The following is a 16,763-nucleotide window of genomic DNA, read 5'->3' as shown; positions in this document are numbered from 1 at the left end:
GGTATTACTTGGAAGACATGGTTAATAATAATGATTTATATTATCATTAGAGTCACTAATTTTGCGATCTGGATTATCTCTGGATACATATGGAGAGATTGGAGGAATTCAATCAGTTATGAATTCCCATCAGAAATCTCCAGTCTGGAAGTTACTAACTGTGAGGCAAGGGCCAGGAAAAACCTGGCCCTTAAATGATAAGATTTTTATAAGGTCATTAAGCTTGATTATGACTGCCAAAGAGACGGATTTTGGTCTTTACAACGTCCTTTATCGCATCCCGACCTGGACCTAAGTATTTCCGCGGATCGATCAGATCGGGTTTTGCAGCAAGTATCTTACGAATGGTTTCTGTACTCGCTATTTGATTCTCCGTGTTTACATTAACTTTGCCAACACCATGACTGATAGCCTTACGAATGGATTCATCCGGCACCCCTGAACCGCCATGCAATACGATGGGGGCTTCAATCTTGCCAGCTACTTCTGCGATGATATCAAAACGAATCCGTGGTTCTCCCTTATAAACTCCATGCGCAGTACCGACAGCAAGGGCTAAAGCATCGACACGGGTTTCTTCCCAGAAACGGACCGCTTCTTCCGGTTTAGCAAAAGCTGCATCCTCTTCAGTCACGGATAAATCATCTTCTGTCCCACCGATTGTTCCCAGTTCCCCTTCAACGGAGACCCCCATAATGTGCGCTACCTCTACTATCTTTTTAGTTAAAGCAATATTCTCAGCAAGCGGATGATGGGAGCCGTCAAACATCACAGATGAGAACCCGGCACGGATACATTCCAAAACAACGTTAAAGCTACTGCCATGATCTAAATGCAGGGCAACAGGGATGGCATAGTTATCGGCTGCTGTCTTGGCCAGGGCAACTGTAAATTCCAAGCCCATATATTTCAGGGCACCTTCAGAAACACCAAAGATTACCGGTGACCGTTCTTCGGCAGCGGCTTCGATAATGGCCTGGGTAAACTCCAAGTTATTAATATTAAACTGGCCGACAGCAAACTTTTTTTCCTTTGCCCCACGCAACATATTATTCAGAGCTACTAAAGTCATTACATACATCCTTTCGCATATAAGCCAATGTTTTCTGGCATTCTTAATCTGTTTTGTATGTGTCTCCCTTGTATTGATTTATATAGCTATTTTTAGAATATAATTCTTAGGTTTACCAATTCATTGGCTAAATCATACACACCTTATTAAATGAAGGATGCAGGGCATTTTTAGACACGTTGATTATGAAATACCGACCTAAGTCTATTTTGCATAACTGCGACTTCAATAATCGTCCCCAGATTACGTCCCGGACGAACCGGAACGGTGATCTCCGGAATGGAGATCCCTAAGATTTGCCGTGTTTGAGGTGGATCAATCCCTAAACGATCGTAAACTTTTTCTTGCTGCCATTCTTCCATGTGAACAATAAACTGGATATCTTTTTCATCCCGTACGGTACCTGTTCCAAACAACGTCGTCACATCAAGAATTCCTAAACCGCGCACCTCCAGTAGATGTTGAATCCGAATTGGAGCAGTGCCCCGTAAACTTTCTTCATCAACCCGACGAACTTCCACGGCATCATCGGCAACCAACAAATGCCCGCTTTTGATTAATTCTAAAGCTGCCTCACTTTTCCCGATTCCGCTCTCACCTGTAATTAATACCCCCACTCCGTATACATCCACAAGGACACCGTGTACAAGTGTGCTTGGTGCTAACTGATTCGTGAGATAGCGGATTAACAAATAAAAGAGTTGGGTCGTCGATCGGTGGGTTTTCAAGAGAGGAATCTTCCGCTCAGCAGCTAATTCGATAAACTCTAAGGGGATCGTTAAATCCCGCGTAATAATCACACAGGGGACTTCTGCAACCATGACTTGGGCAAGATGCTCGCGTCGTACGGACTCTTCGAATTGCTGGATGAGTCCTAACTCCGTTCGACCATACACTTGAATTCGCTTGGGTGTCAAATGCGTTAAGAATCCCACCAATTCGGCACTCGGACGTTTCAAACTATAGTCCGAAATTTCTTTACTTAATCCCCCATGCCCTGTTATAACCTCCAATTTAAATTCCTCAACTAATTGGCTTACCATCAGCATTTGTACACCTTCTTTCTGAAATGGGGGCGTCTCGTTTCAATACCCCCCTATGATCCACACTGGTTCTAAGGGGGGTATCAGTATCAATTCCTTATTCGTTCTTATACGTTCAATATCTGAAAAGTAATAAGGACATGTGCGGAAACCCCTTGTAGAGGACCTGTCCACCCGTTTCATCTATCCTCGTATTGCCTCAATTGCTCTAAAACCTCAGCTGCAGTACCACACTCTAGAATACGTTCTATAAACTTCTGTTTGTTCACACCCTCAAACGTCAACTTGCTCAGTACTTGGCGAACTTTAGGTAACGAGCCTGGCGCCATACTGAGTTCCTCGATTCCTAAAGCCGCAAAGAAAGGTGCCAATAAGCTGTCCCCTCCAGCCTCACCGCATATGCCTACCCATATGCCGGCCTTCTCTGCGGCTTGGCTCACCCGGGCAATCATACCTAAGACCGCTGGGTGATGAGGTTGATATAAATCAGCCAGTTCATTATTTTCACGGTCTACCGCCAACATATACTGAGTCAAATCGTTCGTCCCGATACTAAAGAAATCCACTTCCGAAGCCAATCTCTTAGCATTCCAGGCGGCAGCCGGAATTTCGATCATCATGCCTACTTGAAGTTCTCCCACGGGGTATCCTTCCCGCACCACTTCATCTCGGGCTACAAATAGCAGTTCCTTGGCCTGTACCAATTCTTCGAACGTTGCGATCATAGGGAACATCACGGCAGTTGGTCCCGCCGTGGAAGCTCGCCAGATCGCCCGGAGCTGGACCCGAAAAATTTCTGGTCTGCGCAAGCACAGCCGCAAGGCCCGAACACCTAAGAAGGGGTTCTGTTCTTCAGGGAGCATTAAAGCAGGTGCTTTTTTATCCCCACCAATATCCAACGTTCTAATGACGGTGAGATGAGGGGTACAGGCTGCAATCACTTTGCTGTAAGCCTCTACTTGCTCTTCCTCCGAAGGAAGTTGATCTCCCATAAATAAGAATTCTGTTCGGTAAAGCCCTACGCCGTGCGCTTTATACTTCTGCAGCAGTGGTAAATCAACTGGACTTCCAACATTGGCGGCCAGAACCATGTTCCCAAATATAGCTCCAGTCGGACCGTCTTGTTCCTCATCAACCAAATCATTACGGTTAGTAGTGGTAATCCCCTCTGGAGATCGCTTCACCCAACCTTCATCCCCGTCCAATTCGGCCCACTTTAAGTTGCTCAATTCCTCCCAAGCACTATCAACACCCGTCACCGCCGGAATCCCGTAAGTCCGAGCTAGAATTGCAGCATGCGAGGTTTTCCCGCCTTTGCGCACGATAAATCCTAGTACTCGATCCTTAGGCAAAGCAATAGTTTGAGCCGGAGTCAGTTCCTCAGCCATGACGATCCAATTTCCCACTACCGGAAAAGAGGCCGCCCCAGACCCTTGAGGACCAAGCAGATTTTGCAAGAGCTGTTCCAGCACATCTTTTACATCCACTGCGCGTTCCTGAAAGTATGGGTCAGGGATACTTTTCAACATCTGAATCGCTTCCGCCGCTACGTCTTTCAATGCTTGCTCGGCACGTAAATGTTGAGAGTTAATGCGTTTTTGTGCCTCACCCACAAAGGCAGGATCCGTGAGCAACAGTTGATGAGCAATAAAGATCTGAGCAAATTCTTCCCCTTTTTCCGCTCGAACTTGTTGCTCATATTCGATTAATCGCTGGTTAGTGAGTTCAATGGCTTTTTGTATACGTTCCAATTCTTGTTCCGCATTGACCTCCCCCACCTGCTCACGGAGCAGATCTGGCGCAAAGCCCTGCAGAAGCCAGATCTCGCCCGCGGCTCGACCCGAAGATACCCCTAGACCATACCATTCGTTTTCATTACTATCCATTTTACTCACCCTGGTTTTCTAAATTATTAACGAGACCTTCCAAGTTCTCAGCCGCTTCCTGTTCATCTGCGCCGTCCACAATCAATTGAAATTGACTGCCAGAGGCTAACCCCAACGAAAGAATCCCTAAAATACTTTTACCATCGACTTCGGAATCATTCGACTTGATTTTAATACTACTTTTATATCGGCTTGCCATCTGTACCCACAAAGAAGCCGGCCTGGCATGAAGCCCTGAACTATTCGTAATCGTAATATCTTTGGTAATCAATGCAATTCCTCCCTGCTCTATTAGCTAAGCTGACTGAACTCACTGTTCGATTGGTTTTTTAATGGCTGAAAGGATTAAAGCTGATACAAGTGTTCCGGCTATCAGAGCCACAATATAGGGAACTAAGTTGCTCACAACATGAGGTATCGCTAAGACCCATATTCCACCATGAGGTACGATAATGGTACTTCCAAAGGCCATCGATATACCCCCAGCTAATGCTGAACCAACCATGATGGACGGTATAACTCGCAAAGGATCTGCCACAGCGAAGGGGATTGCGCCTTCTGTGATAAAGGATAAACCCAGTGCCCAGTTAGCCTTGCCCGCTTCTATTTCTTCTAAAGTATATTTATTCTTAGCAAGGAGAGTAGAAAGAGCTATACCTAAAGGAGGTACCATTCCTGCTATCATAACAGCAGCCATGATGGCGGATGGGTTACCACTAGCTACAGTAGCGGCTCCGAACGTGTAAGCGGCTTTATTGACCGGACCACCCATATCGAAGGCCATCATAGCACCCAAAATAATTCCCAGTAAAGCAGCATTTGTACCGCTTAAAGACGTTAGCCAGGCTGCTAAAGACGTGTTAAATAAAGTCATAGGTTTACCAATCACATAAACCATCAGTAGTCCCATGATAGCCGTTGAAAGCACTGGGATAATAAGGACTGGCATTAAACCTTGTAAGGATTTGGGCAGCTTGATATACTTTTTAATTCCTAAAACGATATAACCAGCCGCAAAACCGGCAACCATTGCGCCTAAGAATCCGGATCCATTAGCCCCTGCAATATACCCACCAATCATACCTGGTACAATACCGGGCCTGTCTGCAATCGAAAATGAAATATAGGCACCTAATACTGGGATCATCAACGCAAAAGCGGCTTTACCAGCAGAGAATAACGTTTCTCCCAAGCTTCCTGGAACTTTAAAAACATAAATACCACCAATGGCAAAACCTAAAGCAATCAGCAGACCCCCTGCCACCACGAACGGTATCATAAAGGACACGCCCGTCATCAGATGTTTGTAGACCCCTGTTCTGGACTTCTTTCCCTCGGGTTTAACCTGAGTCACTTGATTCGGGCTAATGGAACTTGTTTGAGCATTAGCAGCCTGGGTAAGCAAACCTTTAGCGTCTTTGATCGCATCCTTGGTTGAAACTTCAATCATCGCCATTCCAGCAAACCGGCTCTTGTCAATCGACGTGTCTGCAGCAATAATGACAGCCTTGGCTTGAGCTAAATCCTCTTGAGTAATGACGTTCTCCGCACCGACTGACCCTTGGGTCTCGACTTTAATCTCATGGCCCATTTCCTTAGCTGCCACTTGAAGCGCTTCAGCGGCCATATAGGTATGGGCGATACCTGTAGGACAAGATGTTATAGCTACAAATTTCATACCAATTCCCTCTCCTCTTTTGCAATATAGACTTCAGAACATCAATGAAATCCGGTATTTTTCAAATTTAGTTCTCGTGTGCTTCTATCGCACTTTTGACTTCAGCTGGGGTTTTAGCGCTTCTGAGTGACTCTAGAAATGAACCATGGATGAGCAACCTGGCCAATTTCGACAGAGCGTGCAGGTGAATGTCCTCTCCTTGGATAGGGGCCGCAATGAGGAAGAAGAGGTCCGCTTGGGAACCATCCAGAGACTGAACATCGATTCCCTTTTCCAGACGAGCCATTGCCAAGGCGGGCCTTGTAACCCCTTCCGATTTAGCATGAGGAATAGCTACGCCAAACCCAACTCCCGTCGTTCCCTTTGTTTCCCTTATAGCCACGTCCGCCAAATACTGCTCTACATTATGAACTGCGCCGATTTCCTGAAAGCCGTGAGCCAGAGTTCCCCAAACCTCTTCCTTAGTCTCCGCCTTAAGCCCTAATAGAATTGAATCATCCGCTAATAGTTCTGTAATTTTCATCTGTTACACCCTCATTTCTTCAATTATTACGTTGGGCAAAAGTTTTTCCACGTCGTTGAGTTTGCCAGCTTGGGTTCCTGGTTGGGCTACAGAGGCAGCTGCAACCGCTGTGGCCCACCGGGCCTGTTCAACTAGCGACATTCCTTGAGCTTCTCCATAGACAAACCCCGCTACCATAGCATCCCCAGCCCCTACAGTACTACTCACCTTAACATCGGGGGGGTGAACTAACAAACGTTGGGTTCTGTCAGCAATCAACGCCCCTTTACTACCCAGCGAAATTACGACCTTAGCAATCCCTCCAGAAATTAACGTCTCAACCGCGTTCAACACATCGTTCACCTGGTCCATGGAATGCCCCATTAACTGCTTTAATTCATCTAGATTGGGTTTAATGGCATAGGGTTTTGCTTTGATGCCCTCGGCCAAAGCGCCTCCGCTGGTATCCAGAAAGACCTTGCAATCATAACTCTTTAGAATTTCCGTAAACTCTCGGTATATATCCAGTGGTGCTTCTCCAGGCAAGCTCCCCGAGAGAACAAAAAGCTTCGATTCTTCTGCTAACTGCATAATGACGTTTTTTAGTTCGTGTAAATCCGAAGGACCATAGTGAATACCCGGGAAATTAATCTCGCTGACCTGCCCACTAGCCTCATCGACAATTTTAGTGTTCACCCTAGTAGCCCCATTGACTTTAATAAAATGATTAGCAATGGCTTGAGCTTGAAAATAATGCTCAAAAATATTAGCATTTTCTCGACCTAAGAAACCGCTCACGGCTACGTCCTGGCCCAAACTATTAATGACCTTGGCAACATTAATTCCCTTGCCCGCAGGATCTAAGCGTTCTCTGCCTACCCTATTAACCTGCCCGACATGGAATTGTGCGAAATAGAGGGTTTGATCAACTGCAGGATTGAGAGTCATCGTGACAATCTTCGCTCGTTTTTGCTTATTCATGAGTACATCCCTTCAGCTCTGAAATAAAGTTCTTCTAAAATTATCAACACACTTCTCGTTCCCGTACTTATTATTCAGCAATTCGTACTTGCACATATTGACTTAACCTTTTTACGTTCGCTTCATCTAGGCCATCATCGGTCAGTAGTAAATTAATCTCACTTAGACTACAAATTTGACACATCGCTTTTTCCCAGAGTTTCGAGTGATCCACCACCAAAATAACCTCTTTACCCGCCTTTACCATGTGTCTTTTGGTTTCAGCTTCAATAAGATTAGGAGTCGTTACCCCGAGATCGGAGTCAACAGCATTGGCGGCAAGAAATACTTTGTCAAAATGAAGTTTCGCCAACATTTCATTCGTTAAGAAGCCCACTAGAGAACGAATACTTTTCCTTAAGCTCCCCCCCAAGACAATCACTTCAACTTGGGGATCCTCAGCAAACACTTGAGCGATATCCATACTATTAGTTGCAACCGTAATAGATTTCCCCCGTAAAGCAAAAGCTATTTGCAGGGTGGTTGTACCGGTATCCAAAAAAACCGTTTCTCCATCCTTCACCATGTCAACCGCTGCTTTGGCAATTTTTTGTTTTTCATCATAAAAACGGATTTCTTTTTCCTGATAGCTCAACTCAAAACTAGATTGAACAGATATAGCCCCTCCGTGAGTCCTTTGAATCAACCTGGCATTTTCTAGTTCCTGCAAATCCCGGCGTATTGTCGATTCGGAAACTTCAAATCTTTGGCTCAAATCTCCCACTTTGACAGGTTTACCGGATTCCATTAGTTGCAAAATCTCCGCTTTGCGCTCTTCAGCAAACATACTCTTACCTTCCTCATTGGTCAAATTATTGTCTTTGCTCGTTTCTTGACTGATAATGCTATTTTCTTTGATTGTTTTTGCTCATTATTAACTGTTTATGCTCATTATAATCTATAATAAATTTCTTTTCAAGTGGAAAGTCAGAAAATTTGAGCATCAAAGAAGAAGAAAAATGGGGCCCTTCATCCGGTATGTACCTGCTAGGACTCCTTTTTACTATTTAAGCAAAGAGACTACATAATTTGGCCTCAAGCCAACACTGCAACTCAATAAATGACCTTACATATGTTCGCAACCTGCCCCGTACAATGGTATTCCGCGGAACAAATTCCCATCAAACCAATCAAGTTGCGAATCCTGCGCTGCCAGATATGCTATGGGCATGATATTATATTTCACATCTTTGCCTACATTATTAAGTTCCAATAGATAACTACCTGACATTCCTGAGCTGACATAAAGGCGTAAATTGCAGCCCCAGGTTCGGCTGCCTTGATGCCACATGTGAAAGCGCAAATAAAAATGCTCTAAAGTTTTCTGTGGACATATTATCGTTAAGAATACCCTCACGTTTCTTCCACGACGGGTGGTTGGTGTTTACGTTGTTGTTATATGTAACGTTATAAGGTGCGTCTGTGACAATAAATCTGGCTTTCTGTCCGTTCATCAATTTCTTAACTTCTTCTTCACTTGTTGAATCGCCGCAACGCAAGCGATGTTTTCCAAGCAGCCAAATATCTGCTCGCTGGCTTATCGGGGTTTCAATCTCCGCTTCAGCCGCAGTTACATCAAATTCATCTTCTTTTAGATCATCGGTACTAGTGTTGACATCACCAACTAAGTCGCTTAGATCAGCGGCCTCAAAACCTGTTAGAGAAACTTCAAAGCCACTGTCGCTAAGATCTTTTAGTAAGTCCGTGAGAAGCGGCATGTCCATTCGCCGGATACTTTGTTCATAGCAATATTTAAGGCTTTCTCTGATCCCTCATCCAAGTCAACAATGACACATTCAACCTCTGTCCAGTTCAAGTACTTAAGAACAGCCAGTCTCTGGTGTCCGGAAATGACCGTAAATCCTGTTCTTTTATTTACTACAATCTATTCTACGAACCCAAATTCCTCAATGCTTCTTTTCAACTTTTCAAATTCCGTGTCCCCAGGCTTCAGGTCTTTACGAGGATTGTATTTTGCAGCCTTCAATTGTTCCACTGCTATTGTCTGTATGTCCATGTTTTCCTCCCACGAAAAAAGGAGCCTCTTTCGAAGCTCCTAAAAATATTGGTATGTTTGTTCAATATGGCAAAGAAGTCAAGACTAACTTACACTGACGCTTCACCGTCAAATGTTTGTGGTGTTCAAGAACGGGCCTTACGACTAGTGATTGGTCCTTTCGTTAATGTCTATATTAGGTTGATTCATTGTTTTCCCTCAATTCGTTTAAGTTTAAGCTAAAAGCAAACTACACTTTATATATTTTCTTTATGAAAGTCTTTCTTTAAGCCAGTCAATCAATAAGCATTCTGCTTCTGTATCCATATTCCCCCACTCTATACATCGCAGATGCGTTTAGGAAAAAAATGCTGGCAGTTTGTTTATGACCCTTTGCTAGTTCTTTCTCAGCATAGTCCTGCGCCTTATCTCCAATTTCTTCACGTACAAGTAGATAATCTTCACCACTTCCAGTTTTTTGCACATATTATAGTAGTCAACATGATTTACGCCGTGACCAACCATCCTTGGTAAAGGTTACTCGATAGGTCTCTTTCTGAGTTCTGCTATCTGAGTTACCCAAGTTGTATCCTGAAATATCAAAAATACAGACCAAAGTTGTTAATGAATTCTATACTGTGTATAACAACATATTTTCTAACTTTGTTAATAATGGAATTATGAAGAAAGAATTATATGCCGGACAATATGAAGATTTGTCAATTTCTTCATTATCATTAAGTATGTATGGAATACAGGAAATAACTCTTCTTAAGAAATTTCTTGCAAAGCAGAAAAATATTCTATCAATCCTGTGGAGCCTTTTATTACCTCATCTAACAACTAAAGGGATGGAAATGTATAATAAACTAAATGCACCGGATAAAATATCCTAATATCTTTTTTACACACTCAAGGGTCATCCATAATCATCGAGTTGGCTAAATCCCCTAAAGCCCTTTATTGATCAGCCCTTCTCCCACTCAACGTGCCGTGTCACGATAATATGACTATAAAAAGATAAGTTTCCTTAGTCAAGGGTATACTCCTTTTCTTGTCTGAGGAAATATTTTATTTCCCTTTAAACCCCATAATCTCAATACTTTGAAATTATTCTTTTACTAAGTACTCCACGTGCGTTGATGTTACTTCATTGATGATTTCTCAATATAGTTCAATTAATCGATGTTGCGGAAGCCGAAGGATCATGTTTTTAGAAACATGGTGTTTGGATAGATTTCTACTTTCATATCGGTAAATTAGGTTAAGATTTACTTTTTGATGTTTCACCTAAAACGACTATTTAAGGCTTAACATAATTAGGGTCTGATTATAGAATTTAATCCCTATTTTTTGGAAATAATAATTCAATAACTATTTAAGGAGTGCAAATTATGAACAATGTACAAGAAGCTAATCAAAGCCAGGTAGAACAAGTCCCAATGGGAACTGTACAACCAATTTAGCTGACATTCCGCCATTATCTTCTGAAGTCGGCAATTTATGGTCGAGTTATTACGCAGAAAGTATGTCCGTGTGTTTCCTTAAAAGCTATGTTGCTAAATCGAAAGACACTGATATCCACACTGTTTTACAACGCGCACTTGATGTCTCAACCCAACGAATAAAATCTATGGAGAACATATATAATTCAATCAATCATCCTATCCCGGAAGCTTTCGGCGACAGGGACGTTGATAGCAATGCGAAACAACTATTTTCCGAATCGTTTATGTTATTATACACTAGACTTATGCACAAATTTGTTTCGATAAATTACTTGAACGCATTAACCGTTTGTTCTCGTTCCGACTTTCGTAATTACTTTTCTGAATGTGTGAACACTTCTGTTGAGATACACCAAAAAGCTACTGAATTACTTCTAGCAAAAGGTCTTTTGTCAAAGTACCCAAGCATTATAATTCCAGACAGAGTAGATTTCGTACACAATAAAGGTTATTTTGGCACATATTTAGGTGCTATTCTCCCGTTTATTGGAGAGAATAGACCTTTAAATGCGATAGAAATTACTTACATTTTTTCAATTATGGAAACTAAGCAGTTACTTAGAACATTGAATTCAGGTTATAGTCAAGTCGTTAAATCAGAAAAGGTTAGGAACTATATTTCTAAGGCTAAACAGCTTGCAGATAAGCAATTAGAAAGTCTCGGTTCAGTTTTAGTAGATGAAGATATTCCCCTACCTTCAATCACAGAAATATTAGTTACTGATTCTAAAGAGTCTTCTCTTAGTGATAAGTTAATCATGTCCCATATCAACTTAGTACTAGCGTATATCATTTCTGAATACGGAATTGCCTTGACAAGTTCCACCAGAGTAGATTTAGTAAGAATGTTTAGTGGTTTCATTAATGAACTTCTTGGATTAGCAAAGAATGGCGGAGATTTAATGATTGAAGCTGGATGGCTAGAAAAAATTCCAGAGACGGCTGACCGTAATGAATTAATTCAACATTAATCAAGTACATAAACCGAAGGAAAATAATGAGACACTCTAAGGGTAATCCCTATGAGTGCCTTATTTGTATGAAGTAACATAAAAAAATGATTATTTATTTGTTTCACGAGTAGTCAATCATTTTAGGGAAAAGATACAGATATAAAAGTCAGGGAGGTGTTTTTCAATTAAAAAAATCAAAGATAGAATGACTCTGGGAATTGTGAGTGGATTACTTACGAAGCTCAACGTCGCATCCTCTCCAATTCCTTCACTTTTTTTAACAGTGCATTCTCCATTCCCAGATCAAAGTTTTCCCGTTCAAGCTGGGCTATCCGGTCTCTCAGTTCTTCCTCAGGTGTTCGGCTCGGCAGTGTTCCGGCGCGTTGTCCTCGCCGATCTTCTAACCTCGATTCTCCCATCTCACGGTATTTCTTCGTCCACGTATAGACCTGCTGGTATGAAACCTGGTACTTGAGTGCTATCCCCCTATAATCGTTTCCAGTGGATAGGCACTCTTTTACAATTTGTATCCTCTCTTGTCCAGTAGTATTTCGGCCTTTCGTCATTCGGCTTCCTCCAGTCTGTGTTCGGAAATCCTTATGACAATTATATGCCTTCAGCCAATGATCCGAGTGTGCCAGTATCCAAATAGTAAAACCTCCATTCATATTTGTGTAAGTAGTATGTACAGCCGAATATGAAAATAGTATTATAAATCCTATCAAAAAGGTTAATTATCTTTGGACTAATTTTTCTAAACCCCAGCAACCTCTGAATCAATCATCGCCTGAACGACAACCGTCAGGTCGATCTTCAGATGCTCAAAACCCATGCTGATTCGGTAGCTGATCGCATGAATTTGTTGATAGGTGTATCATAACGGAGTAACTTAAACGGAAATTAAATGGAACTTAAACGCAAGGTAAATAGAACAAAAAAACACCACAGATGTTTGCTGTACAATACATCCACGGTGTTATAAGTGACTTTTTGAGTTATATTCCATCTAAACGTGACAGTGAAATATTTAACCGGTTCTTAAGAAAGGTTATGAGAAAATACGCGTAGAGGCATTAGGAGGGACAAATCTAATCCAAACACTGTCTGCAATTGGTCAGTTTTATGTAGTTGTTATCGAGATAATTATTCTAACGGCAAATTCTGAATAGGAATTGCTAAGGCCCGAACTTCTGATTTGCCATTTATTCCGATATTCGTGCTGGCAAAGATAATCCCTACCGCTTTGGCCTGATTATCTAAGACCGGGCTACCGCTATTACCAGGATTAATGGGAATATTGATATCAAATACCGAGGCTGAGCTATTTGTTAGATAATGAAATTGTCCTACTTTTCCTCTTTGCGATATCTGTTCGAACCCTAATGGATTGCCAATAATGGTCACGGTTTCGTCACTTTGTATCCTATCTTTCAGGTTAAGTGCTATGGTAGGAAGATCATTCCCTGCAATCTTAATGATCGCTATGTCTACATTCGGGATGACCTCATATTGTGTGGAGTAATACACTCTTCCGTCACCAAAGCGGATAGTTATCGTACTAGCGTCGGCTACGACATGTTGATTAGTTATTATCGTACCTGTCGGGGAAATATTAAAGCCAGTGCCCTGTTTGACCTCTGTATTCAAAAGATTCTTTGTAACCGACGCCTCGATACTTACTACCGCAGACTTACATTGCTGAACGATTGCGTCTTCCTTTAAAGCCCTATTCTGATCTAAAAAATCTAGTTTATGTGAGATGAGATAAGGAAAATTGGGTATAGAAAAAGCTATGAATGCTAAGATAATCAAAATGGTTATTGATTTCCTAAAATAGCCAGGTTTCTTGGTGCTCACTATTTCATCGTCATCAAATTGTTCTTCGTCAGGTTGATGATTGATTAATTCATCATCGTTCATTATTGCCTCTTCTCTTCCTCACCCTACGGAGGAGGTTATAAAGCTTCATACCGCTGAGCGGAGTTCAGCTAATCTTTTTACAAAGAACATCTCAATTGTATCACTTCTATCTTGATCTCCGCAAAGTCAAACTGATTTTTTCAATTGCATTCATGACAAATCCCACCTCAAGTCATCAAAATCGTAGCACGGCTTGTTAAAATAGCCATTGATTTTTAATCCCCTCTTATAAGAACTTATTCACTTCAATGAAGACAGTGGATAATAAGGCTGGAATAAATGCTAACACACAAATCACATTATTCCCCATCCAAACGTGGCAACGTAATGTTAAACTCCGTCCCCTGGTCAAGGGCACTTTTAAGCTGTATCTGTCCATTGTGCATGGTTACAATTTTTTTCACTATGAATAAGCCTAATCTATTGCCACCAAGCGAACGATCTCTTGATTTATCCACTTCATTCCCTATAGTTTTTCACATTACATAGTTTGATATGTTCAGTCCAGTTAGAAAGCGTAACTTATCAAGTTCAAAATTAAGGGCCTTCACGTAAACTCGTGAAGGCCCTTAATTTTAAGCAGTAGAGAAATCACAATTTATAACTTATAAATTGTGATTTTTAAGTGTATACGCAACATGGATAAATCCATTAATGGCCACATTCATCATGGTGCATATGATCATTGCATACAGAGCCATTGGATTTGAGCATACCTTGCAGATACTGTTCTGAGGCAGCTTTTGCGCTGCCTTTGGCACCTGTAATAACCTGTATACCTTTCCCTTTGAAGATTTCGATCGCGCTGCCACCCATGCCGCCTGATATAATAACATTTACTCCCATGTCATTTAAGAAATTAGGTAAAAATCCAGGCTTATGTCCGGGATTGGGTATCGACTCACTTTTGACAATTTTGTTGTTTTCAGCTTCATAAATATTGAAATTCTCACAATAACCAAAATGCTCTGTAACCATTCCATTCTTACTTGCAACTGCAATTTTCATTTATTTCACCCCTTTAAAATTTTACAAGTGATGGGTTATTTCCCCATCAAAACTTTTAAGTTTTATCACAAGCTACTACAATTATTTCGTTCTTCATTGGGGTTTCTCCATTATATCCGTTCTTGTTTTTTCGTTGTAATTAGTGATTGCATTTCGCAAAGCACTTACGCCTAGGTTAGAGCAATGAGCTTTAGTTTCCGGGAGGCCATCAAGTGCCTTGATAATATCCTCTTCAGTAATGCTTAAGGCTTCATCTAAGCTTTTTCCTTTAGCTAATACAGACGTCATACTAGATGTAGCTATCGCTGCACAGCAACCAAACACAAGATAACTGACCTCTTGAATGATATTGTTTTGTACTTTTAAAAATATGATTAGTGCATCTCCGCAGGAAGGGTCTCCATAGATTCCCTGGGCATTGGCATCAGGCATACTATAGGCATTCTGGGGATTTTTAAAGTGTTCCATCACCGTCTCAGAGTAAATAGTCATTCACCTCCCTTGTCTTCCATAAACCCTCTGTCACATCTATGTCTGAGGCAACCACCACAACCGCATGATTTTTCGAGACCATCACAAAGCTTGTAATCTCCGCCCTCGATTCTTAATACTTTTCCCCTTACTAACGATTCTGCAAGTTTTTTCCTCGCGTCATTATAGGTGCGTTGAACGGTTGTCCGGGCGATCTTCATTTGATCAGCGCACTCTTCCTGCGTAAACCCTTCTAAGTCAATCAGTCGTATCGTTTCATACTCATCAACAGTCATATTAATAAAATGCTCTTGATTAATCGGAGCGTTGAGTGGTCCAAATTGATTGCTTTCCGGCAAGCAACACACTTTTCTCCATTTTCTTGGCCTTGGCAGAATTTTTCACCTCAGTTTGTGGCTAAAGTAACAGGATCTCTCACCTGTCACGTTAGCTTTTTTTGTAAGTTCTCTAGTTGCTTGCTAATAGCGTTAAGCTTACTTTCAAGCTCTTGCAGCAATTTATTTTGATTTTTTAATACATTTTGGTCTGTTGTCATTTGCTCCCGAGCAAAGTCCTAGGCCTCTTCCGTTCATTGTTGAACGCCTCATTGACCCGTTCTATCTCTTCTTGGCATACTAATTCCTCCTTTTAGTTATTGATCTATGCTATTTTAAATACATTATACTCAGTTTTGAACATATGTCAATTAATATCCCCGTATTATCTTTCTTTCGTATTTCCCTTTCTCTAAACAAAGAAAATTACTGTTCCTCATTGTCGTTAGTTGAGCTCAATCTACTATGTTGGAAAGAATCGATAACAAAGTAGTATTAAAATATAATTGACATATGCCCTAAATGGAGTATAATTTGTGTTGAAAAGGACATATGTTCATAATGGGGTACATCATTACATAATAAGACTACTCTTAATATTTTCTTCATAGCTAGGCAACCGACATACCCAAGGAATAACTTTTGGAGAGTTAACTTTGTGGAAAGAGGAGAGCTGAGTATGATAAATGAAAAGGATTTACGTCCAAAGGATATGGGACGACGGGATGAGCAACTAATCAAACTTGAACACGAACAATTAATGCCGTTATTTCCGCCCTATGATAAACCCAGAATGGAACCACCCTTAACTGATCCTAAGCCGGATTGGAGAGAAAAATTTTGTACTTCTTTAGATGGTTATGTTGGTGTCGATACCTTAACTCGCCCCAAAAATAATGGGGAAGAAGATGAATTTGTACGGAAGTTCCTCAGTGGCTTAGAAAAGATCTTCTCTGATGCCAACAATGGAGCACTCCAACCTTTTTTATTATCCTTTGAATACTGCGCAAAATGTGATACATGTTCTGCTGCCTGCCACATCTACGAGGCATCAGGGAAAAACGAGTTATACCGTCCAATTTTCCGTTCGGAAGTTCTGCGAAAAATTGTAAAGAAGTATTTTACCAAAAGTGGAAAGCTGTTTGGCGGTTTCATCGGAGCAGATATCGATGTAAACTGGGAAACGATTGCTCGACTTGGAGAATTAGCCTATCGCTGTAATCTTTGCCGTCGTTGTGCTCAGACCTGTCCGTTAGGCTTAGATAACTCACTTCTCACGAAAGAAATTCGCAAAATATTCAGTCAAGAAATGGGCATTGCTCCACTTCCGCTGCATACTAAAGGGACGGTGCTTCAGATAAAAACAGGTTC

The 16,763-nt window shown here is 41.5% G+C and carries 23 protein-coding genes; 3 read left to right on the top strand and 20 right to left on the bottom strand.

Annotation, left to right across the window (positions count from 1 at the left end; translation table 11 throughout):
* Nucleotides 1-217: 217 nt before the first annotated feature.
* The 13 genes from fba to DOT_RS30350 form a co-directional block, all read right to left on the bottom strand.
* Nucleotides 218-1,072 (bottom strand): class II fructose-1,6-bisphosphate aldolase, encoded by an 855-nt coding sequence (gene fba / locus DOT_RS07655; RefSeq protein ID WP_009616618.1) that lies wholly within the window; start codon nt 1,070-1,072, stop codon nt 218-220.
* A gap of 170 nt (nt 1,073-1,242) precedes the next feature.
* Nucleotides 1,243-2,121 (bottom strand): HPr(Ser) kinase/phosphatase, encoded by an 879-nt coding sequence (hprK, locus tag DOT_RS07650; protein ID WP_009616616.1) that lies wholly within the window; start codon nt 2,119-2,121, stop codon nt 1,243-1,245.
* Nucleotides 2,122-2,294: 173 nt separating this feature from the next.
* A complete protein-coding gene (gene ptsP / locus DOT_RS07645; RefSeq protein WP_009616614.1) occupies nt 2,295-4,001 on the bottom strand; it encodes a phosphoenolpyruvate--protein phosphotransferase in 1,707 nt (568 codons plus the stop codon).
* Between the two features lies 1 nt (nt 4,002).
* On the bottom strand, nt 4,003-4,272 hold the full coding sequence (locus DOT_RS07640) for an HPr family phosphocarrier protein (protein WP_009616612.1): 270 nt from the start codon (nt 4,270-4,272) through the stop codon (nt 4,003-4,005).
* A 39-nt stretch (nt 4,273-4,311) separates the two neighbouring features.
* On the bottom strand, nt 4,312-5,679 hold the full coding sequence (locus tag DOT_RS07635; RefSeq protein WP_009616606.1) for a fructose-specific PTS transporter subunit EIIC: 1,368 nt from the start codon (nt 5,677-5,679) through the stop codon (nt 4,312-4,314).
* A gap of 67 nt (nt 5,680-5,746) precedes the next feature.
* Nucleotides 5,747-6,202, bottom strand: coding sequence for a fructose PTS transporter subunit IIA (locus tag DOT_RS07630; protein WP_009616605.1), 456 nt, complete (start codon nt 6,200-6,202; stop codon nt 5,747-5,749).
* 3 nt (nt 6,203-6,205) lie between these two features.
* Nucleotides 6,206-7,162 carry a 1-phosphofructokinase gene (pfkB, locus tag DOT_RS07625; protein WP_009616604.1) on the bottom strand — a complete coding sequence of 319 codons (957 nt, stop codon included), beginning with the start codon at nt 7,160-7,162 and terminating at the stop codon, nt 6,206-6,208.
* Between the two features lie 70 nt (nt 7,163-7,232).
* A complete protein-coding gene (locus DOT_RS07620) occupies nt 7,233-7,988 on the bottom strand; it encodes a DeoR/GlpR family DNA-binding transcription regulator (RefSeq protein WP_009616603.1) in 756 nt (251 codons plus the stop codon).
* A 279-nt stretch (nt 7,989-8,267) separates the two neighbouring features.
* Nucleotides 8,268-8,432 (bottom strand): hypothetical protein, encoded by a 165-nt coding sequence (locus DOT_RS31025; RefSeq protein ID WP_192807806.1) that lies wholly within the window; start codon nt 8,430-8,432, stop codon nt 8,268-8,270.
* Nucleotides 8,422-8,925, bottom strand: a complete 504-nt coding sequence (locus DOT_RS31740; RefSeq protein ID WP_050809841.1) for a hypothetical protein — start codon at nt 8,923-8,925, stop codon at nt 8,422-8,424. The genes DOT_RS31025 and DOT_RS31740 overlap by 11 nt, the downstream gene beginning before the upstream one ends.
* Nucleotides 8,895-9,035: a hypothetical protein gene (locus DOT_RS31735; protein ID WP_348982140.1), complete on the bottom strand. Its 141-nt coding sequence runs from the start codon at nt 9,033-9,035 to the stop codon at nt 8,895-8,897. Before DOT_RS31735 ends, DOT_RS31740 begins: the two co-directional genes overlap by 31 nt.
* A 51-nt stretch (nt 9,036-9,086) precedes the next feature.
* Nucleotides 9,087-9,218, bottom strand: coding sequence for a hypothetical protein (locus DOT_RS32305; protein ID WP_009616599.1), 132 nt, complete (start codon nt 9,216-9,218; stop codon nt 9,087-9,089).
* A gap of 274 nt (nt 9,219-9,492) precedes the next feature.
* Nucleotides 9,493-9,681: a hypothetical protein gene (locus tag DOT_RS30350; RefSeq protein WP_009616598.1), complete on the bottom strand. Its 189-nt coding sequence runs from the start codon at nt 9,679-9,681 to the stop codon at nt 9,493-9,495.
* Between the two features lie 100 nt (nt 9,682-9,781).
* Here DOT_RS30350 and DOT_RS07605 point away from each other — a divergent pair, with 100 nt between their 5' ends.
* Complete coding sequence (locus tag DOT_RS07605; RefSeq protein WP_009616597.1) at nt 9,782-10,093, top strand: hypothetical protein; 312 nt, start codon at nt 9,782-9,784, stop codon at nt 10,091-10,093.
* 632 nt (nt 10,094-10,725) lie between these two features.
* Entirely contained in the window at nt 10,726-11,676 is a 951-nt protein-coding gene (locus DOT_RS07600; protein WP_009616596.1) for a DUF3231 family protein, read from the top strand.
* A 224-nt stretch (nt 11,677-11,900) separates the two neighbouring features.
* Here the strand turns inward: DOT_RS07600 and DOT_RS07595 are convergent, their stop codons facing one another.
* From DOT_RS07595 to DOT_RS31020, 7 genes are all read right to left on the bottom strand, one after another.
* Entirely contained in the window at nt 11,901-12,224 is a 324-nt protein-coding gene (locus DOT_RS07595; protein WP_083824007.1) for a helix-turn-helix domain-containing protein, read from the bottom strand.
* 577 nt (nt 12,225-12,801) lie between these two features.
* Nucleotides 12,802-13,578 carry a serine protease gene (locus DOT_RS07590; RefSeq protein WP_009616593.1) on the bottom strand — a complete coding sequence of 259 codons (777 nt, stop codon included), beginning with the start codon at nt 13,576-13,578 and terminating at the stop codon, nt 12,802-12,804.
* A gap of 299 nt (nt 13,579-13,877) precedes the next feature.
* Nucleotides 13,878-14,036: an ATP-binding protein gene (locus tag DOT_RS28475; RefSeq protein WP_009616592.1), complete on the bottom strand. Its 159-nt coding sequence runs from the start codon at nt 14,034-14,036 to the stop codon at nt 13,878-13,880.
* A gap of 193 nt (nt 14,037-14,229) precedes the next feature.
* Nucleotides 14,230-14,586, bottom strand: a complete 357-nt coding sequence (locus tag DOT_RS07585) for a NifB/NifX family molybdenum-iron cluster-binding protein (RefSeq protein WP_009616591.1) — start codon at nt 14,584-14,586, stop codon at nt 14,230-14,232.
* A 93-nt stretch (nt 14,587-14,679) separates the two neighbouring features.
* Complete coding sequence (locus tag DOT_RS07580; protein WP_009616590.1) at nt 14,680-15,078, bottom strand: iron-sulfur cluster scaffold-like protein; 399 nt, start codon at nt 15,076-15,078, stop codon at nt 14,680-14,682.
* Nucleotides 15,075-15,452, bottom strand: coding sequence for a DUF134 domain-containing protein (locus DOT_RS07575; protein WP_040411556.1), 378 nt, complete (start codon nt 15,450-15,452; stop codon nt 15,075-15,077). Before DOT_RS07575 ends, DOT_RS07580 begins: the two co-directional genes overlap by 4 nt.
* A 47-nt stretch (nt 15,453-15,499) precedes the next feature.
* Nucleotides 15,500-15,613 (bottom strand): DUF5320 domain-containing protein, encoded by a 114-nt coding sequence (locus tag DOT_RS31020; RefSeq protein WP_009616588.1) that lies wholly within the window; start codon nt 15,611-15,613, stop codon nt 15,500-15,502.
* 458 nt (nt 15,614-16,071) lie between these two features.
* Between DOT_RS31020 and DOT_RS07570 the strand changes: the two genes are divergently transcribed.
* Nucleotides 16,072-16,763: (Fe-S)-binding protein (locus tag DOT_RS07570; RefSeq protein WP_009616587.1), on the top strand; the 692-nt coding region annotated here is incomplete at its 3' end.

Source organism: Desulfosporosinus sp. OT (assembly GCF_000224515.1).
Classification (GTDB): Bacteria; Bacillota; Desulfitobacteriia; order Desulfitobacteriales; family Desulfitobacteriaceae; genus Desulfosporosinus.
Note: the sequence above shows the minus strand (reverse complement) of the source record. Positions and strands in the feature narration are given on the sequence as shown.